This window comes from Olivibacter sp. LS-1, from assembly GCF_008245145.1.
In the GTDB taxonomy this organism is placed as follows: Bacteria; Bacteroidota; Bacteroidia; order Sphingobacteriales; family Sphingobacteriaceae; genus Olivibacter; species Olivibacter oleidegradans.
The window spans coordinates 2,786,158-2,801,701 of sequence record NZ_CP041643.1; the positions used below are offsets into that span (position 1 = coordinate 2,786,158).

General features: G+C 40.8%; 8 protein-coding genes. 7 read left to right on the forward strand and 1 reads right to left on the reverse strand.

Going from position 1 to position 15,544, the window contains the following annotated elements:
* Positions 1-5: 5 nt before the first annotated feature.
* Positions 6-905, reverse strand: coding sequence for an arginase family protein (locus FKG96_RS11240; protein ID WP_130857653.1), 900 nt, complete (start codon positions 903-905; stop codon positions 6-8).
* A gap of 372 nt (positions 906-1,277) precedes the next feature.
* On the opposite strand from FKG96_RS11240, the gene FKG96_RS11245 reads away from it, so the two are divergent.
* The 7 genes from FKG96_RS11245 (at position 1,278) to FKG96_RS11275 (ending at position 15,379) form a co-directional block, all read left to right on the forward strand.
* Positions 1,278-3,992 (forward strand): M14 metallopeptidase family protein, encoded by a 2,715-nt coding sequence (locus FKG96_RS11245; RefSeq protein WP_149105532.1) that lies wholly within the window; start codon positions 1,278-1,280, stop codon positions 3,990-3,992.
* A 215-nt stretch (positions 3,993-4,207) separates the two neighbouring features.
* The gene (locus FKG96_RS11250; RefSeq protein WP_130857651.1) at positions 4,208-4,774 is read left to right on the forward strand and encodes an RNA polymerase sigma factor; all 567 of its coding nucleotides are present in this window, start codon (positions 4,208-4,210) and stop codon (positions 4,772-4,774) included.
* Positions 4,775-4,999: 225 nt separating this feature from the next.
* Positions 5,000-7,201, forward strand: coding sequence for a PQQ-binding-like beta-propeller repeat protein (locus tag FKG96_RS11255; RefSeq protein ID WP_149105533.1), 2,202 nt, complete (start codon positions 5,000-5,002; stop codon positions 7,199-7,201).
* A 384-nt stretch (positions 7,202-7,585) separates the two neighbouring features.
* The gene (locus tag FKG96_RS11260; protein WP_130857649.1) at positions 7,586-11,020 is read left to right on the forward strand and encodes a SusC/RagA family TonB-linked outer membrane protein; all 3,435 of its coding nucleotides are present in this window, start codon (positions 7,586-7,588) and stop codon (positions 11,018-11,020) included.
* A gap of 13 nt (positions 11,021-11,033) precedes the next feature.
* Positions 11,034-12,587 (forward strand): SusD/RagB family nutrient-binding outer membrane lipoprotein, encoded by a 1,554-nt coding sequence (locus FKG96_RS11265; protein WP_130857648.1) that lies wholly within the window; start codon positions 11,034-11,036, stop codon positions 12,585-12,587.
* Between the two features lie 39 nt (positions 12,588-12,626).
* Entirely contained in the window at positions 12,627-14,123 is a 1,497-nt protein-coding gene (locus tag FKG96_RS11270) for a mandelate racemase/muconate lactonizing enzyme family protein (protein WP_130857647.1), read from the forward strand.
* 182 nt (positions 14,124-14,305) lie between these two features.
* On the forward strand, positions 14,306-15,379 hold the full coding sequence (locus tag FKG96_RS11275) for a FecR family protein (protein ID WP_130857646.1): 1,074 nt from the start codon (positions 14,306-14,308) through the stop codon (positions 15,377-15,379).
* The last annotated feature ends 165 nt before the right edge of the window (positions 15,380-15,544 follow it).

Consider the following 15,544-nt stretch of genomic DNA (forward strand, 5'->3'; position numbering starts at 1 on the left):
GTGTTTTAACCGCAGATTTCCTTGAAAATGTAGCTTATTTGCTCTACAAATTTTTTGGTATGCAAACCCGAGGGATCTAGGTCCGGATCCAAAATAGTAAGTGTCATTCCGGCAACTTTTGGACTATCGAGCAAAGGAACAAGTAATTCCACTAATTCTTCGTAAGCCAAACCATCAGGGCTTCTACTGTCTACTGCTGGCATCAACTTATCGTTCAGTACATCGACATCAAAATGAATCCAAAAACCGGACAATTCTTCTTTTTCGACATGATTTAAAAAGGAGGCAACACAAGATTGAATGCCCCTTGACCTTAGTTGGTACAATGGAATATAAGTCGCCTTTGATTCAATAATGGCCTGCTCATACCAATCTACGTATTCTCTATTTCCCACGCACCAAACATGTTGCTCGTCGATGTAGGGTTTCAAACTTGATATATTGGTCATCTTTTCGGGCCCACGACCCGCAGCGAAAGCTGCCGCCATGCCACCTGCACCGCCAGTTTGCGATAAAGAAGGCCAAATAAAGTCAGTATGGCCATCTAAATAAAATAATGCATGGCGGCCCCGTTCAGCCAAAGCTAATAACGGCCCCAGTAAAACGCTGCAATCTCCACCTAGAACGAAAGGGAATACGGAATCTTTAATTTCCTTTTCAAAAAAACGCTTTTGAGTAAGTGCATAATCGACGATAGCATCGGCATTGCGAACCCCGCTTTCCTTATCTAAATTCATCGTGTAGGCCGGAGCCTCAAGCCTAGTAACCCGTATGCTGGGAATGCTGTCGTATAAACCCCATTGTTTTAACCAATTGGGTAACATCCTTACCCCCGGCTCGTGCCCCGGATAAGGTTCTTTGAGCCCTAAATTAGAAGGACATTCAAGAATATAAACGTTTTTCATTGAATATTCTAAGCGGTAATGAAGTTATGATGTTATCATACAAATCCATGTCTCTTTTGTATTTGCTTACTTAAGTTAAATGTAAATAATATTAAGTTTGTTTTTTATGGTTAATTATTTTAAAATTGTATAAAGCCTAAAAATCTGTATTAAACTGACTGTTGGGTATAAAAAAGAGATGAGAATTTTTTATTTCTGCCATCTGTCAGGTTAGCGGGCGATGAACTAGTATTTAGAAGCTGTTTTAAGAACTGGTCGTTTTTATTTAGGCAGTTACTGGATAATGATACATAAATATAATTGCTCCTCAAGCATAGATGGACATTGAAAATCAGGTAACTTTTCAAATCAGCGTAAATTGAGTAAGATATAATGAATTACGGTAAAAAAAGATGCTTCCTTTTCCTGCTATTCTTAGCCGTAACGGGGAAGGTGTTGGCACAAGCGATTCCTGTACCAAAATCACACTTTGGATTTTCAATCGGTGATGATTATCAACTGGCAACTTATCAACAATTGGAAAAATATTTTCAGCTGATCGACAAACTTTCGGATCGGGTACAAACGTTGGAAATCGGGAAAACCGAAGAAGGGCGAAGGCAGTATATCTGGGTGATTTCATCTCCTGAAAATTTAAAAAAACTCAGCCGATATAAGGAAATTTCACAAAAAATGGCACGCGCCGAAGACCTTTCCTGTGAAGAGGCAAAAAAACTAGCCATGGAAGGTAAGCCGGTGGTATGGATAGACGGTGGGCTGCATGCCAATGAGACGGTTGGCACTCATCAGCTGATCGAGACTTTCTATCAGTTAGTTAGTCGCAATGATGCTGAAAATAAAGCCATATTGGACGGCGTTATTATTCTACTTTCGCAGGTAAATCCGGATGGACAAGAATTGATGAGTACCTGGTATATGCAAGAGCAGGATCCCAAAAAGCGTAACATGCATATCCCGCGATTATATCAAAAATATATCGGGCACGATAATAACCGCGATTTTTTCATGATGAACATGAAAGAAAGTACGCATATTGCGCGCCAGCAGTACATTGAATGGATGCCTCAAATCGTTTATAACCATCACCAACGCGGACCCGAAGGTTCGGTTTTAGCGGGCCCTCCTTACCGTGATCCTTTTAATCACGTATTCGACCCATTGATCATAACCGGCATAGACGGTGTCGCGGCGGCTATGAACAATCGGTTAAATGTGGAGAACAAACCTGGTTATACACGTCTAAGCGGCTCTGTATTTTCTACTTGGTGGAACGGTGGACTAAGAACAACTCCTTACTTTCATAATATGATCGGGATATTGACCGAGATTATTGGCAATCCGACACCCGAAGAAGTGCCGGTAATACCAACACGTTTGATACCGAATAATGCAACTCCCAATCCGGTTACCCCACAAACTTGGCATTTTAGGCAGTCAATTGACTATTCACTTTCGTTAAACTACGCCATCTTGAATTATGCGCAGCGGCATGGAGATGAACTGCTTTATAATATATACCTGATGGGGAAAAATGCCATAGAGAAGGGACGTAGAGATAATTGGACACTCTTGCCACGTTACGCAGATTCTATTGCAATGGCTTATAAAAGAGACAAAGGCGAGAAGCAATTAAAAGGCGATACAATTCCTAGGCACTACTATGAAGCTGTTCTGAAAAATCCTGCCTTTCGAGATGCACGGGGTTATATTATTCCAGCTGATCAATCAGACTTTCCTACAGCGGTGAAATTTGTTAATGCGTTAATCAAATCAGGTGTACTAATACATAAGGCAAAGGCAGATTTTTCTGTGGGGTCAAAGCGCTACCCTGCAGGGTCTTATATCGTAAAAACGGCACAAGCCTTCCGCGCGCATGTGTTGGATATGTTTGAACCGCAAGATCATCCGAACGATTTTCAATATCCCGGTGGCCCACCGGTAAAACCATATGATGCAGCTGGATGGACTTTAGCGTTTCAGATGGGAGTACGCTTCGACCGAATAACGGATGCTTTTGATGGGCCATTTGAACGTATTGCTTACGGTTTGTTACAAGATCCACCTGTCAAAGAGCTTGCTTCTTCCAAACAGGGGTATTTGTTGGATGCTAACGTAAATGACTCCTTTACCGCCGTTAATGATTTGCTGAAAGAAAATATAAAAGTTTACAGAACACAGGCCGTCACGGAGGGAATGCCTGCCGGTTCTTTCTATGTAGAAACAAAAGAAAGTGCTTTATTACAGAAAGTGGTGAGTAAGTATGGTGTCATGGCTAAAGCAGTTTCTACAAAGCCAAAAGATCTTTTGAATATCAAACCCGGTCGAATCGCTCTGTTCGATTATTACGGTGGCTCCATACCTTCCGGTTGGGTGCGTTGGATCCTGGAACAATTTCATTTTGATTTCCAGCTTGTTTATCCGAAAGATATAGACAAAGGTCAGCTGCACAGAAGATTTGATGTTATTTTGTTCATCGGAGGTGGAATGCCTCCTTTACCAACTATAAAGAATAGCAGTCGATATCTACGAATGCCATCAAAAGAGGAGGTACCCGTGGCTTATCACCATATGTTGGGAAGCTTAAGTGTAGATAAATCTATTCCTCAACTTAGAACCTTCCTGAAGGAAGGAGGTAGGATTGTTACCGTCGGCAATGCAACTAATTTAGCCTACCATTTTAAACTGCCCGTAGAAAATGCCTTAAGTGTAAAAAACGATAACGGGGAATCGATGACCTTATCAGGTGATAAATTCTATATACCCAGCAGCATTTTAACGGTTCGTGTTGATACCACGCAGACACCCAATTTTGGCATGCACGCTTATGCTGATGTGGTTTTCAACAATAGCGAAACATTTCGGATCAAAAATGAGGGCTTGAGTCAAATAAAACCTTTGATGTGGTTTGATACCGATAAAATACTTAAAAGTGGGTGGGCTTGGGGACAGGCATATCTTAAAGGAGGTATTGCTGCGTTTTACACCACAGTAGGAAAGGGCTCTTTTTACGCTTTTGGGCCGGAAATTACCAACAGAGGGCAGGCACATGGTACTTTCAAATTATTGTTTAATGGGTTGTATAAGTAGTGCGCGTAAGTGTTCAAAAATCGTTTTGCTTTAATCAATTATAAAAATGTATACCTTGCTTCAACAAACTCTTATTTTAATCTCGTTTTAAAAAAAAGAAAATAGGATTTAACATAAAGTAATTCGTGAAATCGGTCCGTTGTTTCGCTTTTTTCTGAGGATTATTTTGTGGCGGATCAAAAAATAGTATATTTGGTTTCTCCAATTATATAACCATGACCAAAAAAATACGTGATTTAACGTCTTTGGTTCACCAAATGGCGATTACTAATACCGAAGGTGTCTATATTGAGGTATTTAATATTTTATTTGAACCGATTAGAAAATTTTCTTTCGGTTTTCTGAAATCATGGGAATTATCAGAAGAAGTGGCAAGTGATGTTTTATTCATGCTGTGGGAGAAGCGCCAGCAACTATTGGAGATAAAGAATGTGAAGCATTACGCTTTTGTAGCTGCAAGAAATAAATCACTGAATGTATTGAAGCAACATACGGGGCGCGAGCTACTGTCACTCGATGAGGTGGATTTTGATATTCAAATAAATACGCCAAGTCCTGAAGCTATATTTATTCAGGGAGAGATGAAAGCAAAACTAGAACAAGCTATTGCTTCTTTACCAAAGCAATGTAAATTAGTTTTTCAACTGGTGAAAGAGGAGGGGTTTTCCTACAAAGAAGTAGCTGATATTCTAGGGTTGTCCACAAAGACGGTGGATGCACATTTGGTAAATGCCATGAAAAAATTAGCTCATATTCTTAAGGCCGAATTTAAGCTGGCATAATCCGTTATAACCTTCAACCATTTCGTCACTACTCTACTATCCGCGTTAAGCAATAGGGTTTGCAGTATGTTAGTACTGTTGCTACTGTCATTATCGTGATTCAACAACCCAACAATTTCCAGATCGTTTATACGCAAAAGTCATAGTTTCATTAGGGATTATTCAAAGATTTCTTGTCTATAGTGAATATATAAGTTATAAACCGTATACGATTAAATCATTTTCATGTCAATTTTGAAACCTTGTATCCAACTATTATGGATGACTATAACTGTACTAGCATTCGGTTGTAACAACGAAGACAGAAACGACCAAACCGGCGTTGACTGGCCGGTATATGGGGGGAACAATTTTGGGAATCGGTATTCGCCACTTAATCAAATCAATACAGAAAACGTGCAATACCTCAATGTAGCGTGGGAGTATCAAACGGGAGAAAACAAATCAGGTGAACGACCATTCGAAATCCAATGCCAACCTATCATAGTAGATGGCGTTTTATACGGAACCACGCCTCAATTGAAGGTTTTTGCACTAAATGCTGCAACAGGAAAAGAAATATGGGTTTTTGACCCCTTTAAAACAAGCGAACCGCAATATCATGCCAATCGAGGTTTGAGTTTTTGGGAAGGAAAGGGAGCGAAGCGCATTCTTTTTACTGCCGGCTCCTTTCTTTATGCGATAGATGCCTATACAGGTCTACCTGTTACTGAATTCGGCGAGGCCGGGAAGGTAGATCTACATAAAGGCCTAGAAGAAAATTTATCACATGATATAAGTAACCTATTTGTAATTGCCACATCACCTGGTATTATCTACAAAAATACCATTGTTATGGGATCGCGCGTTTCAGAATTTGGCGATGCCGCTCCTGGACATATACGTGCGTATGATGTATTATCGGGAAAAATTAAATGGATTTTCCATACAATACCCCAACCGGGAGAGTTCGGTTATGATACCTGGCCGAAAGATGCCTATAAAAAAATAGGTGGGGCAAACTGCTGGTCGGGCATGGTGTTGGATAGCAAAAGAGGGGTTGTGTATTTGGGAACGGGATCTCCGTCCGTTGATTTTTATGGAGGAGATAGACATGGCGCCAACCTCTTTGCTAATTGTATTTTGGCTTTGGACGCGGAAACCGGGCGTCGTATTTGGCATTTTCAAACAATCCATCATGACCTTTGGGATCGTGACTTATCGAACCCTCCTAATTTGGTAAGGGTTAAACATCAAGGTAAATTAATAGACGCTGTTGCACAAGCAACAAAAGACGGAGTGATTTATGTGTTAGATCGTGATAGTGGGAAACCACTTTTTCCGGTAGAAGAAAGGCCTGTACCTACCAATGGGGCCATGCCAGGTGAGCAGCCTTGGCCTACACAACCATATCCTGTAAAGCCTAAGCCCTTTTCCAGGCAATTTTTTACAAAAGAAGATTTCAATGATATGACAATGGAAGGCTACCAATTTGTTAAAAAGAGATTTGAAGAAACGCGATTAGGAAATAAATTTATACCACCAAACAGTGCAGGTTCAATAATTTTTCATATAGGAGGAGGTGCGGAATGGGGTGGAACAGCTGCCGATACCGAAGGCATATTGTATGTTAACGCAAACGATATGCCGTGGGACTTAAAAATGATGGACCTGGCAACCGGTATGGCGCAACAAAAAGAAGAGAAAGTAAGCAGAGGCAAAGCGTTGTATCTGGCCAATTGCGCCGTATGCCATGGTGTTGACCTGAAAGGCAGCGGGAATAAAAGCTACCCAAGCTTATTAAATATAAGCGAACGTGCTAATAAAAAAGACATATTTGATATTATGAATACCGGTAAAGGAATGATGCCTTCGTTTCGACATATCAATGTGTCGAAACAAGCGGCCATCGTCAGCTTTTTACTGAAAGACAATATAGCCGCCCAATCAGAAGACTTACATCAACAGTCAAATTTAACAAATAAGCAAGCTGACGAAAAAAGCGTATTTCCGTATGTCGCCCCTTACGTTAATAACGGACAGGTCCAGTTTCGTACACCTGACGGGTATCCAGCTGTAAAACCCCCTTGGGGAACTTTAAGTGCAATTGATCTCAATTCAGGAGAATTTTTATGGCAGGTTCCACTGGGTGAATACCCTGAATTAAAGAGAAAAGGAGTGGCTCCAACCGGCACAGAGAATCATGGAGGCCCCATTGTCACAGCGGGGGGCTTGCTTTTTATTGGAGCAGCGCAAGACGAGCTCTTTCGCGCCTTTGACAAAAAGTCCGGAAAGATTCTTTGGGAGTTTAAATTGCCCGCCGGTGGTTTTGCTACTCCGGCTACCTATGAAGTTAACGGAAAGCAGTATGTTGTAATTGCTGCAGGCGGTACAAAATATGGAAAAAAACCAGGTGGCTCATATATGGCATTTGCACTTCCCGATTAACTTCTTTGCTGTTAGGTATATACGTAGTCGCCATTGTTGTAGTAGCGATGCAAACGTTAGCTGTTAAGTTGACAAATAGTTAGGTAGTTATAGAAATTGATAGCCACTGCTTTTTAATATCAAAAGTTATTAGGGAATTTTTAAAAATTTATTGTCTTTAATAGTAAGAACCAATAAACAGAACGAAAGACTAATCATAAACCGCAAGCTTTAAAAAATGGCATGCAACAGGGTGAATAAATGTATTGTTAACTATTATAAATTAATAACTATGACAAGATCGGAATGATAAAAAAAATGAGAAGTGCGCCAACACCTCTCATTTGACTCCTAGAACTAGCTTAACACTATTCTTCAGATTTTTTAACAATTATGACCAAAGCTATGAAAAAAAAAGAACTAAACGAAAGAGTTCTTCCTGGAAGACTTTTTGTTTACTTTTTTACAAAAACCAAATGTTTATTACGTTTTTACTGTTTTTTTCTTCTCTTGCTTTTTTCTCTAAACAGTATAGCCAACACTGATCATCAAGGCGAAAAAATTGATCTGGTGGTGCAAAATGTAAAGCTCAAAAATGTGTTTCCATTACTTGAAAAAAAGGGTAAAATACGGCTTATGTACAGCGAAGAGAACGGCGTTTTCGAAAAGCCGGTTTCTATCAGTGCAAAAGATATGCCTGTTATGGAGGTGCTGGCTCGTCTGCTGCTTAATACTGATTTAGAATATATGGAGTTGAAAGACAACCTTGTCGTGGTGAGGAATAAGTTGCATCAGCAAAAAACAATCAGTGGGTTGGTCAAAAGTGCTTCCGGCCAACCGCTTGCAGGTGTAAGTGTGTTAGTAAAAGGGGCGCAAGGGAAAGGGACACGGACTGCTGCTGATGGTTCTTACACACTTGTCGTCTCAGCTAATGCCGTCCTTGTATTTACCTATCTGGGTTATGTCTCACAGGAAATCAGTACGACCGCGAAAAATAGATTGGACGTTATATTGCAGGAAGATGCGCAACAACTGGGTGAAGTTATTGTAACCGCCTTGGGAATTAAGCGCGAAAACAAAAAATTGGGCTACTCGGCTTCTGCTGTTGATCCTGAACAGTTAACTGAAAATCGGACAACTAATTTTGGGAACAGCTTGTCGGGAAAAGTGGCGGGATTAAATGTCTCTCCTTCTCCAACTGGACCTGGAGGCTCTTCCAAAATTCGTTTAAGAGGACAATCCTCATTTGGAGGCAATAACTCGCCTTTGATCGTTGTAAATGGAGTACCGATTAATAACGCACCGCAAGGCGGAGCAAATGGAGCAAGTGGCGGTAATACCGGTGAAATGAATACCGATTTAGGAGACGGTCTACAGAGTATTAATCCGGATGATATTGCCTCGCTTACGGTATTGAAAGGAGCGGCTGCGGCCGCGTTATATGGGTTCAGGGCTAAAGATGGAGCGATAATTATTACAACAAAATCCGGGAGCGATCAACAAGCCGGAATCGGGATCAGTTACACCTCAAGCTTTCAGGCAGACCAACCATTAGATTATACGGATTTTCAATATGAATATGGTCAAGGTGAGTATGGTATTCGCAACGTAACCTTAGCGGACGCTAGACGAACCGGTGTCTGGAGCTTCGGTCCTCGATTTGATGGCCTCCCTATGATGCAACATGACGGGATCGAACGCCCTTACCTTCCTTACAAAAACAGGATTAAAGATTTTTACGATATGGGTAGGACTTTCACCAATTCGTTAGCCGTTTCGGGAGCTAATGAGAAAGGTAATTTTCGAGTTTCTTTTGCTAATACCAAAGCGAATAGCATTGTTCCTAATTCTGATTATAATAAAAAAATATTTAATATTGGCCTTAACTATAACCTTAATAAAGAGCTTTCTGTTCAGGTAAATGCCAACTACTCCAATGAATTTAACAACAATCCGCCTGTTGTTAATCAACAAGCTTTTAATGTTAACCAAACCGTTTATACGCTTGCAAACAGCATTGATATGAAATGGTTGGAAAATGCTTATAAAGACCCTGTCACCGGGAATGAAATCAATCCCGCGCGATTTACGGATAGAACCAATCCTTATTGGTCTATTAATGAGCGCTTTGAGACACAAAAGCGCGATCGTTTATTCGGTAATATTTCTTTGCGTTACCAGTTTAGGCCTTGGTTGTGGGCTCAGGGACGGGTGGGACAAGACTATTTTACCAATGTGCGGCATGCTAATCGGCCAACGGGAACGGCCATGCTTCCGGTAGCACCCACCGGGTTTAACGGCAATTATTTTCAAAACACCAGTACCTTTCGCGAACGGAATATCGACTTTTTGGTTGGCTTGAACCACCAGATAGGTCACTGGGGAGTCGATGCTACTTTTGGTATGAATTCAATGGATCAGAAATCGGAGGGAATGGGAACATCTGTCACCAATTTCTTTATTCGCGATCTTTACACAATCGATAATGGGCAAATAAAGAATCCGGTTTACTCACTGTCACACAAAAGAGTCAACTCCGTTTTCGGTACGATAGACTTTTCTTTTGATGAGTTTTTGTTTTTAAACCTGACCGGTAGAAACGACTGGTTTTCTACGTTAAATCCGGCCTCCAATAGCGCATTTTATCCTTCTGCCAGTACTAGTTTTGTTTTTAGTCAAATTTGGTCATCTAAACCTACTTGGCTGGATTTTGGAAAGTTTAGAGCGTCATATGCTGAAGTAGGCGGCGATACCAATCCATACACCAATAGTCTTTACTACAATATTGAGAATAATCTCTTTAATGGCGTTCCTTTAGGTATTATCACATCAGCCATAAGTCCCAATGCCAATCTACGTCCTCTTACCGTCAAGGAGACAGAATTTGGTATTGATTTTAAGCTTTTTGACAATCGTTTGGCGGTAGACATCGCCGCTTACAACAAGTTAACCGAGGATGAAATCTTAAATGTCGATATCTCCAACGCATCGGGATATGGGCAGACACTTGTCAATGTTGGTAAACTACGAAATCGGGGACTTGAAGCGTCTATTACTGTAACTCCGGTTCGAAAGGAGCATATTAAGTGGGAATCCATCGTAAATTATGCGTACAATAAGAGTAAAGTATTGCAATTAGCGGATAACCAAACTCGTTTTGACGTAGGTACCGGTGAGTATATTGGTATCGTTTCCCATGAGGTTGGCATGCCAATGGCCTCTTTACGCGGGGTAGACTATTTGCGGAATGCCCAGGGAGAAATTATCACATCGAACGGTCTCTTTTTACCCGGAAGCATTGTAACTTATGGAAGCGCTATACCACCTCATACCGGCGGATGGCTAAATACAGTAACCTATAAGGGTATCCGCTTTTTTATGCAAATCGATTTCAAGGCGGGCCATAAAATGATCTCGAATTCAAACTTCAACTGGACGCGCCATGGCCTGCACAAAAATAGTTTAGTCGGCCGTGAAGGAGGTGTTGTTTTTGACGGTGTAAATAACGATGGTTCACCTAATACTACTGCTGTGGAAGCGGAATTGTTCTATAGCCAATATCGCTCCGGAAACATAGCAACCCCCTTTGTTTATGACGCAGGTTTTATACGTGCGCGCACACTTTCCGTTGGATACGATTTTAGTAAGTTTTTGAAACATACCTTTATTAAGTCGATTAATGCCAACGTATTTATCAACAATCCTTTTATTATCCACAAGGCAGTGGATAATTTGGATCCGGAAACACAGTATTCGGCATCAGATCTGAATTCCGGATTAGAAACACATGCCTTGCCAACCACGCGTACTTATGGACTGAATCTCAATGTTAATTTTTAAATGAATTCATTTTATGAAAAAGATTTTAGTACATCTTCTAATGACGGCCGTTTTGTATGCCAGTAGCGGATGTGATAAGAATTTTGAAGAGATCAATACAAATCCTTCGCTGGCGAGTGATTTAGAGCCAGCTTATCTTTTCTCAAATGCACAACGTTTATCGGCTATTGCATCTTATCACTACCAGGGCGAAATCGTGCAACAAATTAATACACCTTACGGGGGACTTTTAGCAGCAGGGAATCGGAATATTATAAATGATCAACACGCTAGTGAAGCCTTTAATGCCATTTACACAGGGCCAATTAGATACTTAATTGAGGTGACCAATAAAACAGAAGGAAAAGAAGAGCAACACAACTTGTATCACATGGCACGTATTTGGAAAGCGTATTGTTTTCAGCTACTTGTGGATACTTATGGCGATGTGCCTTACACGGAAGCCGGGCTGGGGTATACACAAGCCGATTATTTGCCTAGATATGATCCGGCGGAAGCGATATATGATGCGATTATGAAAGAATATATCGAGGCAACAGATGCCTTGGATCCGACCAGATCGAGTATTGGTTCTGCTGATTTGTTTTACGGAGGTACAATAGATCGTTGGAAGCGATTGGGAAATTCTCTTTTGCTTCGCCTAGGAATGCGTTATACAAAAATAGACGAAGAAAAAGCGAGATCGATCGTTGCTACAGCAACTGATCCTGTGAGGGGAGGTGTTATGCAGTCGAATGAGGACAATGCGCTTATTCAATTTAATGCCATGTATACAAATGGTACATCAAACGCTTTATTAGGAGGAGAGCGTGCCAATTATTACATCGGCAAGCCGTTTGTGGATTTTTTAAAAAATAATAACGACCCGCGACTTCGGTATATAGCGGTGAAATATGAATTACCTGCGAATCCGCTGGCAACTGCCGGTGCTGCTAATACAAATCCGGCAGATCAACAGGGCATGCCTTATGGTTATGACGAAAGTTCCATTGAAACGGCACCGGATTATCCAGGCAAAATAGGATCAGCATGGGAGTATTCTCAGTTTAACCGTTCCACGGTAATGCGTATAGACGCACCTGAATTCTTGATCTCTTTTTCACAAACACAGTTGTTATTAGCGGAGGCGGCTACTAGGGGATACCTTCCTTCCGGTAATGCGCAACAATATTACGAAACCGGTATTAGTGCGCACATGGAGCAGGCGCCTTTATTTGGGAATATGCCTAGTATTACCGCAGAAGAAAAGGAAGTTTATCTTCATAGTCCGAATATCGCTTTTACATCAGAAAGAGCGCTTGAACAGATTAATGAACAATATTGGGTCAGTTCCTTCCGAAATTGGTCAGAAGCCTGGGCGAATTTTAGACGAAGTGGCTATCCTCGGCTTAACCCTGTAAACTTTCCTTCCCAAGACCCATCGATCCCAGGTGCCGGAGGATTTATTAGGAGGCTTGTATATCCACTGCGGGAAATTTCTGTCAATGCAGTGAATATACAGGAAGCAATTAACAGAATGGGGGGTAATAGTTTGGGAACACACATTTTTTGGGATCAAGGTAATTAAAGAAATCACAAAATCTAGGATAAAGTAATAACCGGAATTATGAAAAATATCATTCAAGAAATCAAAGAACAAACACGTATTGCTGAATGCACACAACGACAAAAAGCATTGGTAGAAAGTAAATCACTCCCAAAGGAAGAACCTAGACGGGATTTTTTAAAAAAAATGGCATTGGGTGGCCTAACTCTAGGTGGTTTAGTGAGTTTGCCAATAGAAGAAACCTTGGCGCATACAACCTCACGGGTAAATAGAAATTCGGCACCTTCAGATTTAAAGATAACTGACATGCGTTACTGCGTAACCCGTGTAATGGGACGTACAGCCATCATTCGTATTGATACCAACCAAGGCATCTATGGTTTGGGCGAAGTGCGTGACGGTGCAGATGAGCGCTATGCTTTATTTTTAAAAAGCAGGATAATAGGCGAAAACCCATGCAATGTAGAAAAGATATTCAGAATGATTAAGCAGTTTGGAGGAGATTCACGACAAGCAGGAGGCGTTTGTGCCGTAGAAATGGCCCTATGGGATATTTGTGGGAAGGCCTATAATGTTCCAGCCTGGCAGTTGTTGGGTGGTTTATACCGAGATAAAGTGCGGTTGTATGCTGATACACCGGAAGCCAGCTCAGTGGAAGAACAGAAGAAACTCATCCAGTATAGGATTGAGGAACAGGGTTATACCTGGCTAAAGATGGATGTATCCATAGGAGAACTTAGGGGCAAACCCGGCACCGTAGTAAACAGTAAATTCTGGGAAAATAACCAAGGACGATTAGCGCAATGGGGAGATAATAATTACATGGCGTATGCTAATCGCATGCATCCCTTTACTCAGATTCAGATAACAGATAAAGGCCTGGAAGAACTTGCAAGGATTGTAGAAAACGTGCGCGGTATGGTTGGTTATGATGTTCCCATATCGACGGACCATTACGGCCATTTTGATTTAAATAATGGTATTCGTTTAGGCAGGGCATTGGAGAAATACCGATTGGCTTGGTTGGAAGACGTGGTGCCGTGGCAATATACTGAACAATGGAAGTCAATCACGGAGGCAATAGAGACCCCGACCATAACGGGGGAGGATATCTATTTGCTAAGTAATTTTAAAAACCTAATCCACAATCGAGCCGTAGACTTAATACACCCGGATTTAGCCTCTTCGGGAGGTCTTTTAGAGACAAAAAGGATAGGTGATTACGCGCAGGAATTCGGAATAGGTATGGCCATGCACCAGGCGGGTACGCCTATTTCTTTCATGGCTAACGTACATTGTGCCGCCGCTACAGAAAACTTTTTGTCGCTCGAGCATCACTCGGTCGATGTGCCTTGGTGGGAAGATTTGGTAAAGACAACGGATGGAAGAAAATTAATTGAAAAAGGTTACGCTAATGTGCCTTTAAATGCACCTGGACTCGGGATTGAGTTAAACGACGAGGTAGTAAAAGAGCATTTAATCGAAAAGGATAAATCTTATTTTGAACCAACGCCACAATGGGATGACCGAAGGTCCCATGACCGCACTTGGAGTTAGTTAATTTGTTTGTTGTTGAATAGTAAAATCGTTGGGTGGTTATACAATACCACTCAACAACTATACTATACAATGTCTTTACATTAAGAAAAAAATAAATACGCCTTAGGGAGTTTTAACGAAACCATTGTCTTTATAATTGAGAGCGTCAATTGGTATGCGTAAAGATACTCCCGAATTTTATGAATGACAATAGAATCATTGTGCTATTGACCCGTAAGATGGCGGGCGAGATTAACGAATTAGAGCAGGAAGAGCTAACGAAGTTGTTAAGTGAGAGTCCTGAAGCAATATACTATGACGAATTTGTAAAAGAGTTATGGTCGCAAGATACCGTTCAAAATAGCGATCCGCAAGCATTTTATCAAAGGCATAAGGCAAAGCACCAGCACAAATTCGATTTTGTTGCGGAAAAAGATGATGAAAATTCATTTAATACCAAGCTGGAAAAACGATGGTCACTTAGGAGAAAATGGTTTTTTTATAGTGCTGCAGCTTCTGTAATAAGTGTCTTGCTGATTGGTTTTTTTTGGCGTCGATATTCTGACCAAGATGCCTTGGGTAATCGAATCGAAATTGTGGCGGAAAAGGGCATACGTAAGCAGTGGATTTTGCCTGATGGTACTAAAGTATGGTTAAATGCAGATAGTCGTTTATCTTATAATGATTTTAAGGATGCGAGGCGTCGTTTGGTAAGTTTGGAAGGAGAAGCGTACTTCGATGTGGCTAAAGATAGAAATAAACCGTTTATAATCAGAACCGAAGAAATATCTATCCGGGTATTAGGCACGGCGTTTAACGTAAAGGCTTATCCAAAGGAACAGAAAACGGAAGCTACATTGATTAAAGGTGCGATAGAGTTATCTGTCAATAAGAGGCCGAAAGAACGAATAGTGTTAAAACCGTCAGAGAAAATAGCTGTAATAAATTCTAAGCAGGCAATGGATAAGCAACCGAATTCCGTAATTGTGACAATAGGAAATTTATCAAAAGTACACGTGGAGGATAAGGAGTATATTCAGGAAACTTCTTGGATTGATAACAAGCTGATCTTTAAAAATGAAACGATGGAGGAGTTAATTCCAAAATTGGAAAGATGGTATAATGTGAATATCCAGGTCAGTGCTCAAAAAGTAAAGAGTTATCGTTATACAGCGAACATTGCCGGAGAAAATATTACCCAGTTGTTAAATGCAATGCAGTTGATTAAACCATTTCAATATAAAATAGAAGATGATGAAATAATAATCTATTAATATATGGGATGACGGGAAGTGTACACACTTCTAACTTATTCCTCCATGTATGTCTAGGCCTTCGTTAGCCGATACACTGGGATTTTTAACCACAATGTCCTATGTTATAAAAAATAAAAGGCGCTATGAAAATAGTTTTCTATAGATGCTTTAGTGCCAGGTTTA

Bases quoted from the DNA above. Each gene is read 5' to 3' on its own strand.
- FKG96_RS11265 (WP_130857648.1), top strand. From the start codon at position 11,034: ATGAAAAAGATTTTAGTACATCTTCTAATGACGGCCGTTTTGTATGCC.
- FKG96_RS11250 (WP_130857651.1), top strand. From the start codon at position 4,208: ATGACCAAAAAAATACGTGATTTAACGTCTTTGGTTCACCAAATGGCG.
- FKG96_RS11270 (WP_130857647.1), top strand. From the start codon at position 12,627: ATGAAAAATATCATTCAAGAAATCAAAGAACAAACACGTATTGCTGAA.
- FKG96_RS11245 (WP_149105532.1), top strand. From the start codon at position 1,278: ATGAATTACGGTAAAAAAAGATGCTTCCTTTTCCTGCTATTCTTAGCC.
- FKG96_RS11240 (WP_130857653.1), bottom strand. From the start codon at position 905: ATGAAAAACGTTTATATTCTTGAATGTCCTTCTAATTTAGGGCTCAAA.
- FKG96_RS11275 (WP_130857646.1), top strand. From the start codon at position 14,306: ATGAATGACAATAGAATCATTGTGCTATTGACCCGTAAGATGGCGGGC.
- FKG96_RS11260 (WP_130857649.1), top strand. From the start codon at position 7,586: ATGAAAAAAAAAGAACTAAACGAAAGAGTTCTTCCTGGAAGACTTTTT.
- FKG96_RS11255 (WP_149105533.1), top strand. From the start codon at position 5,000: ATGTCAATTTTGAAACCTTGTATCCAACTATTATGGATGACTATAACT.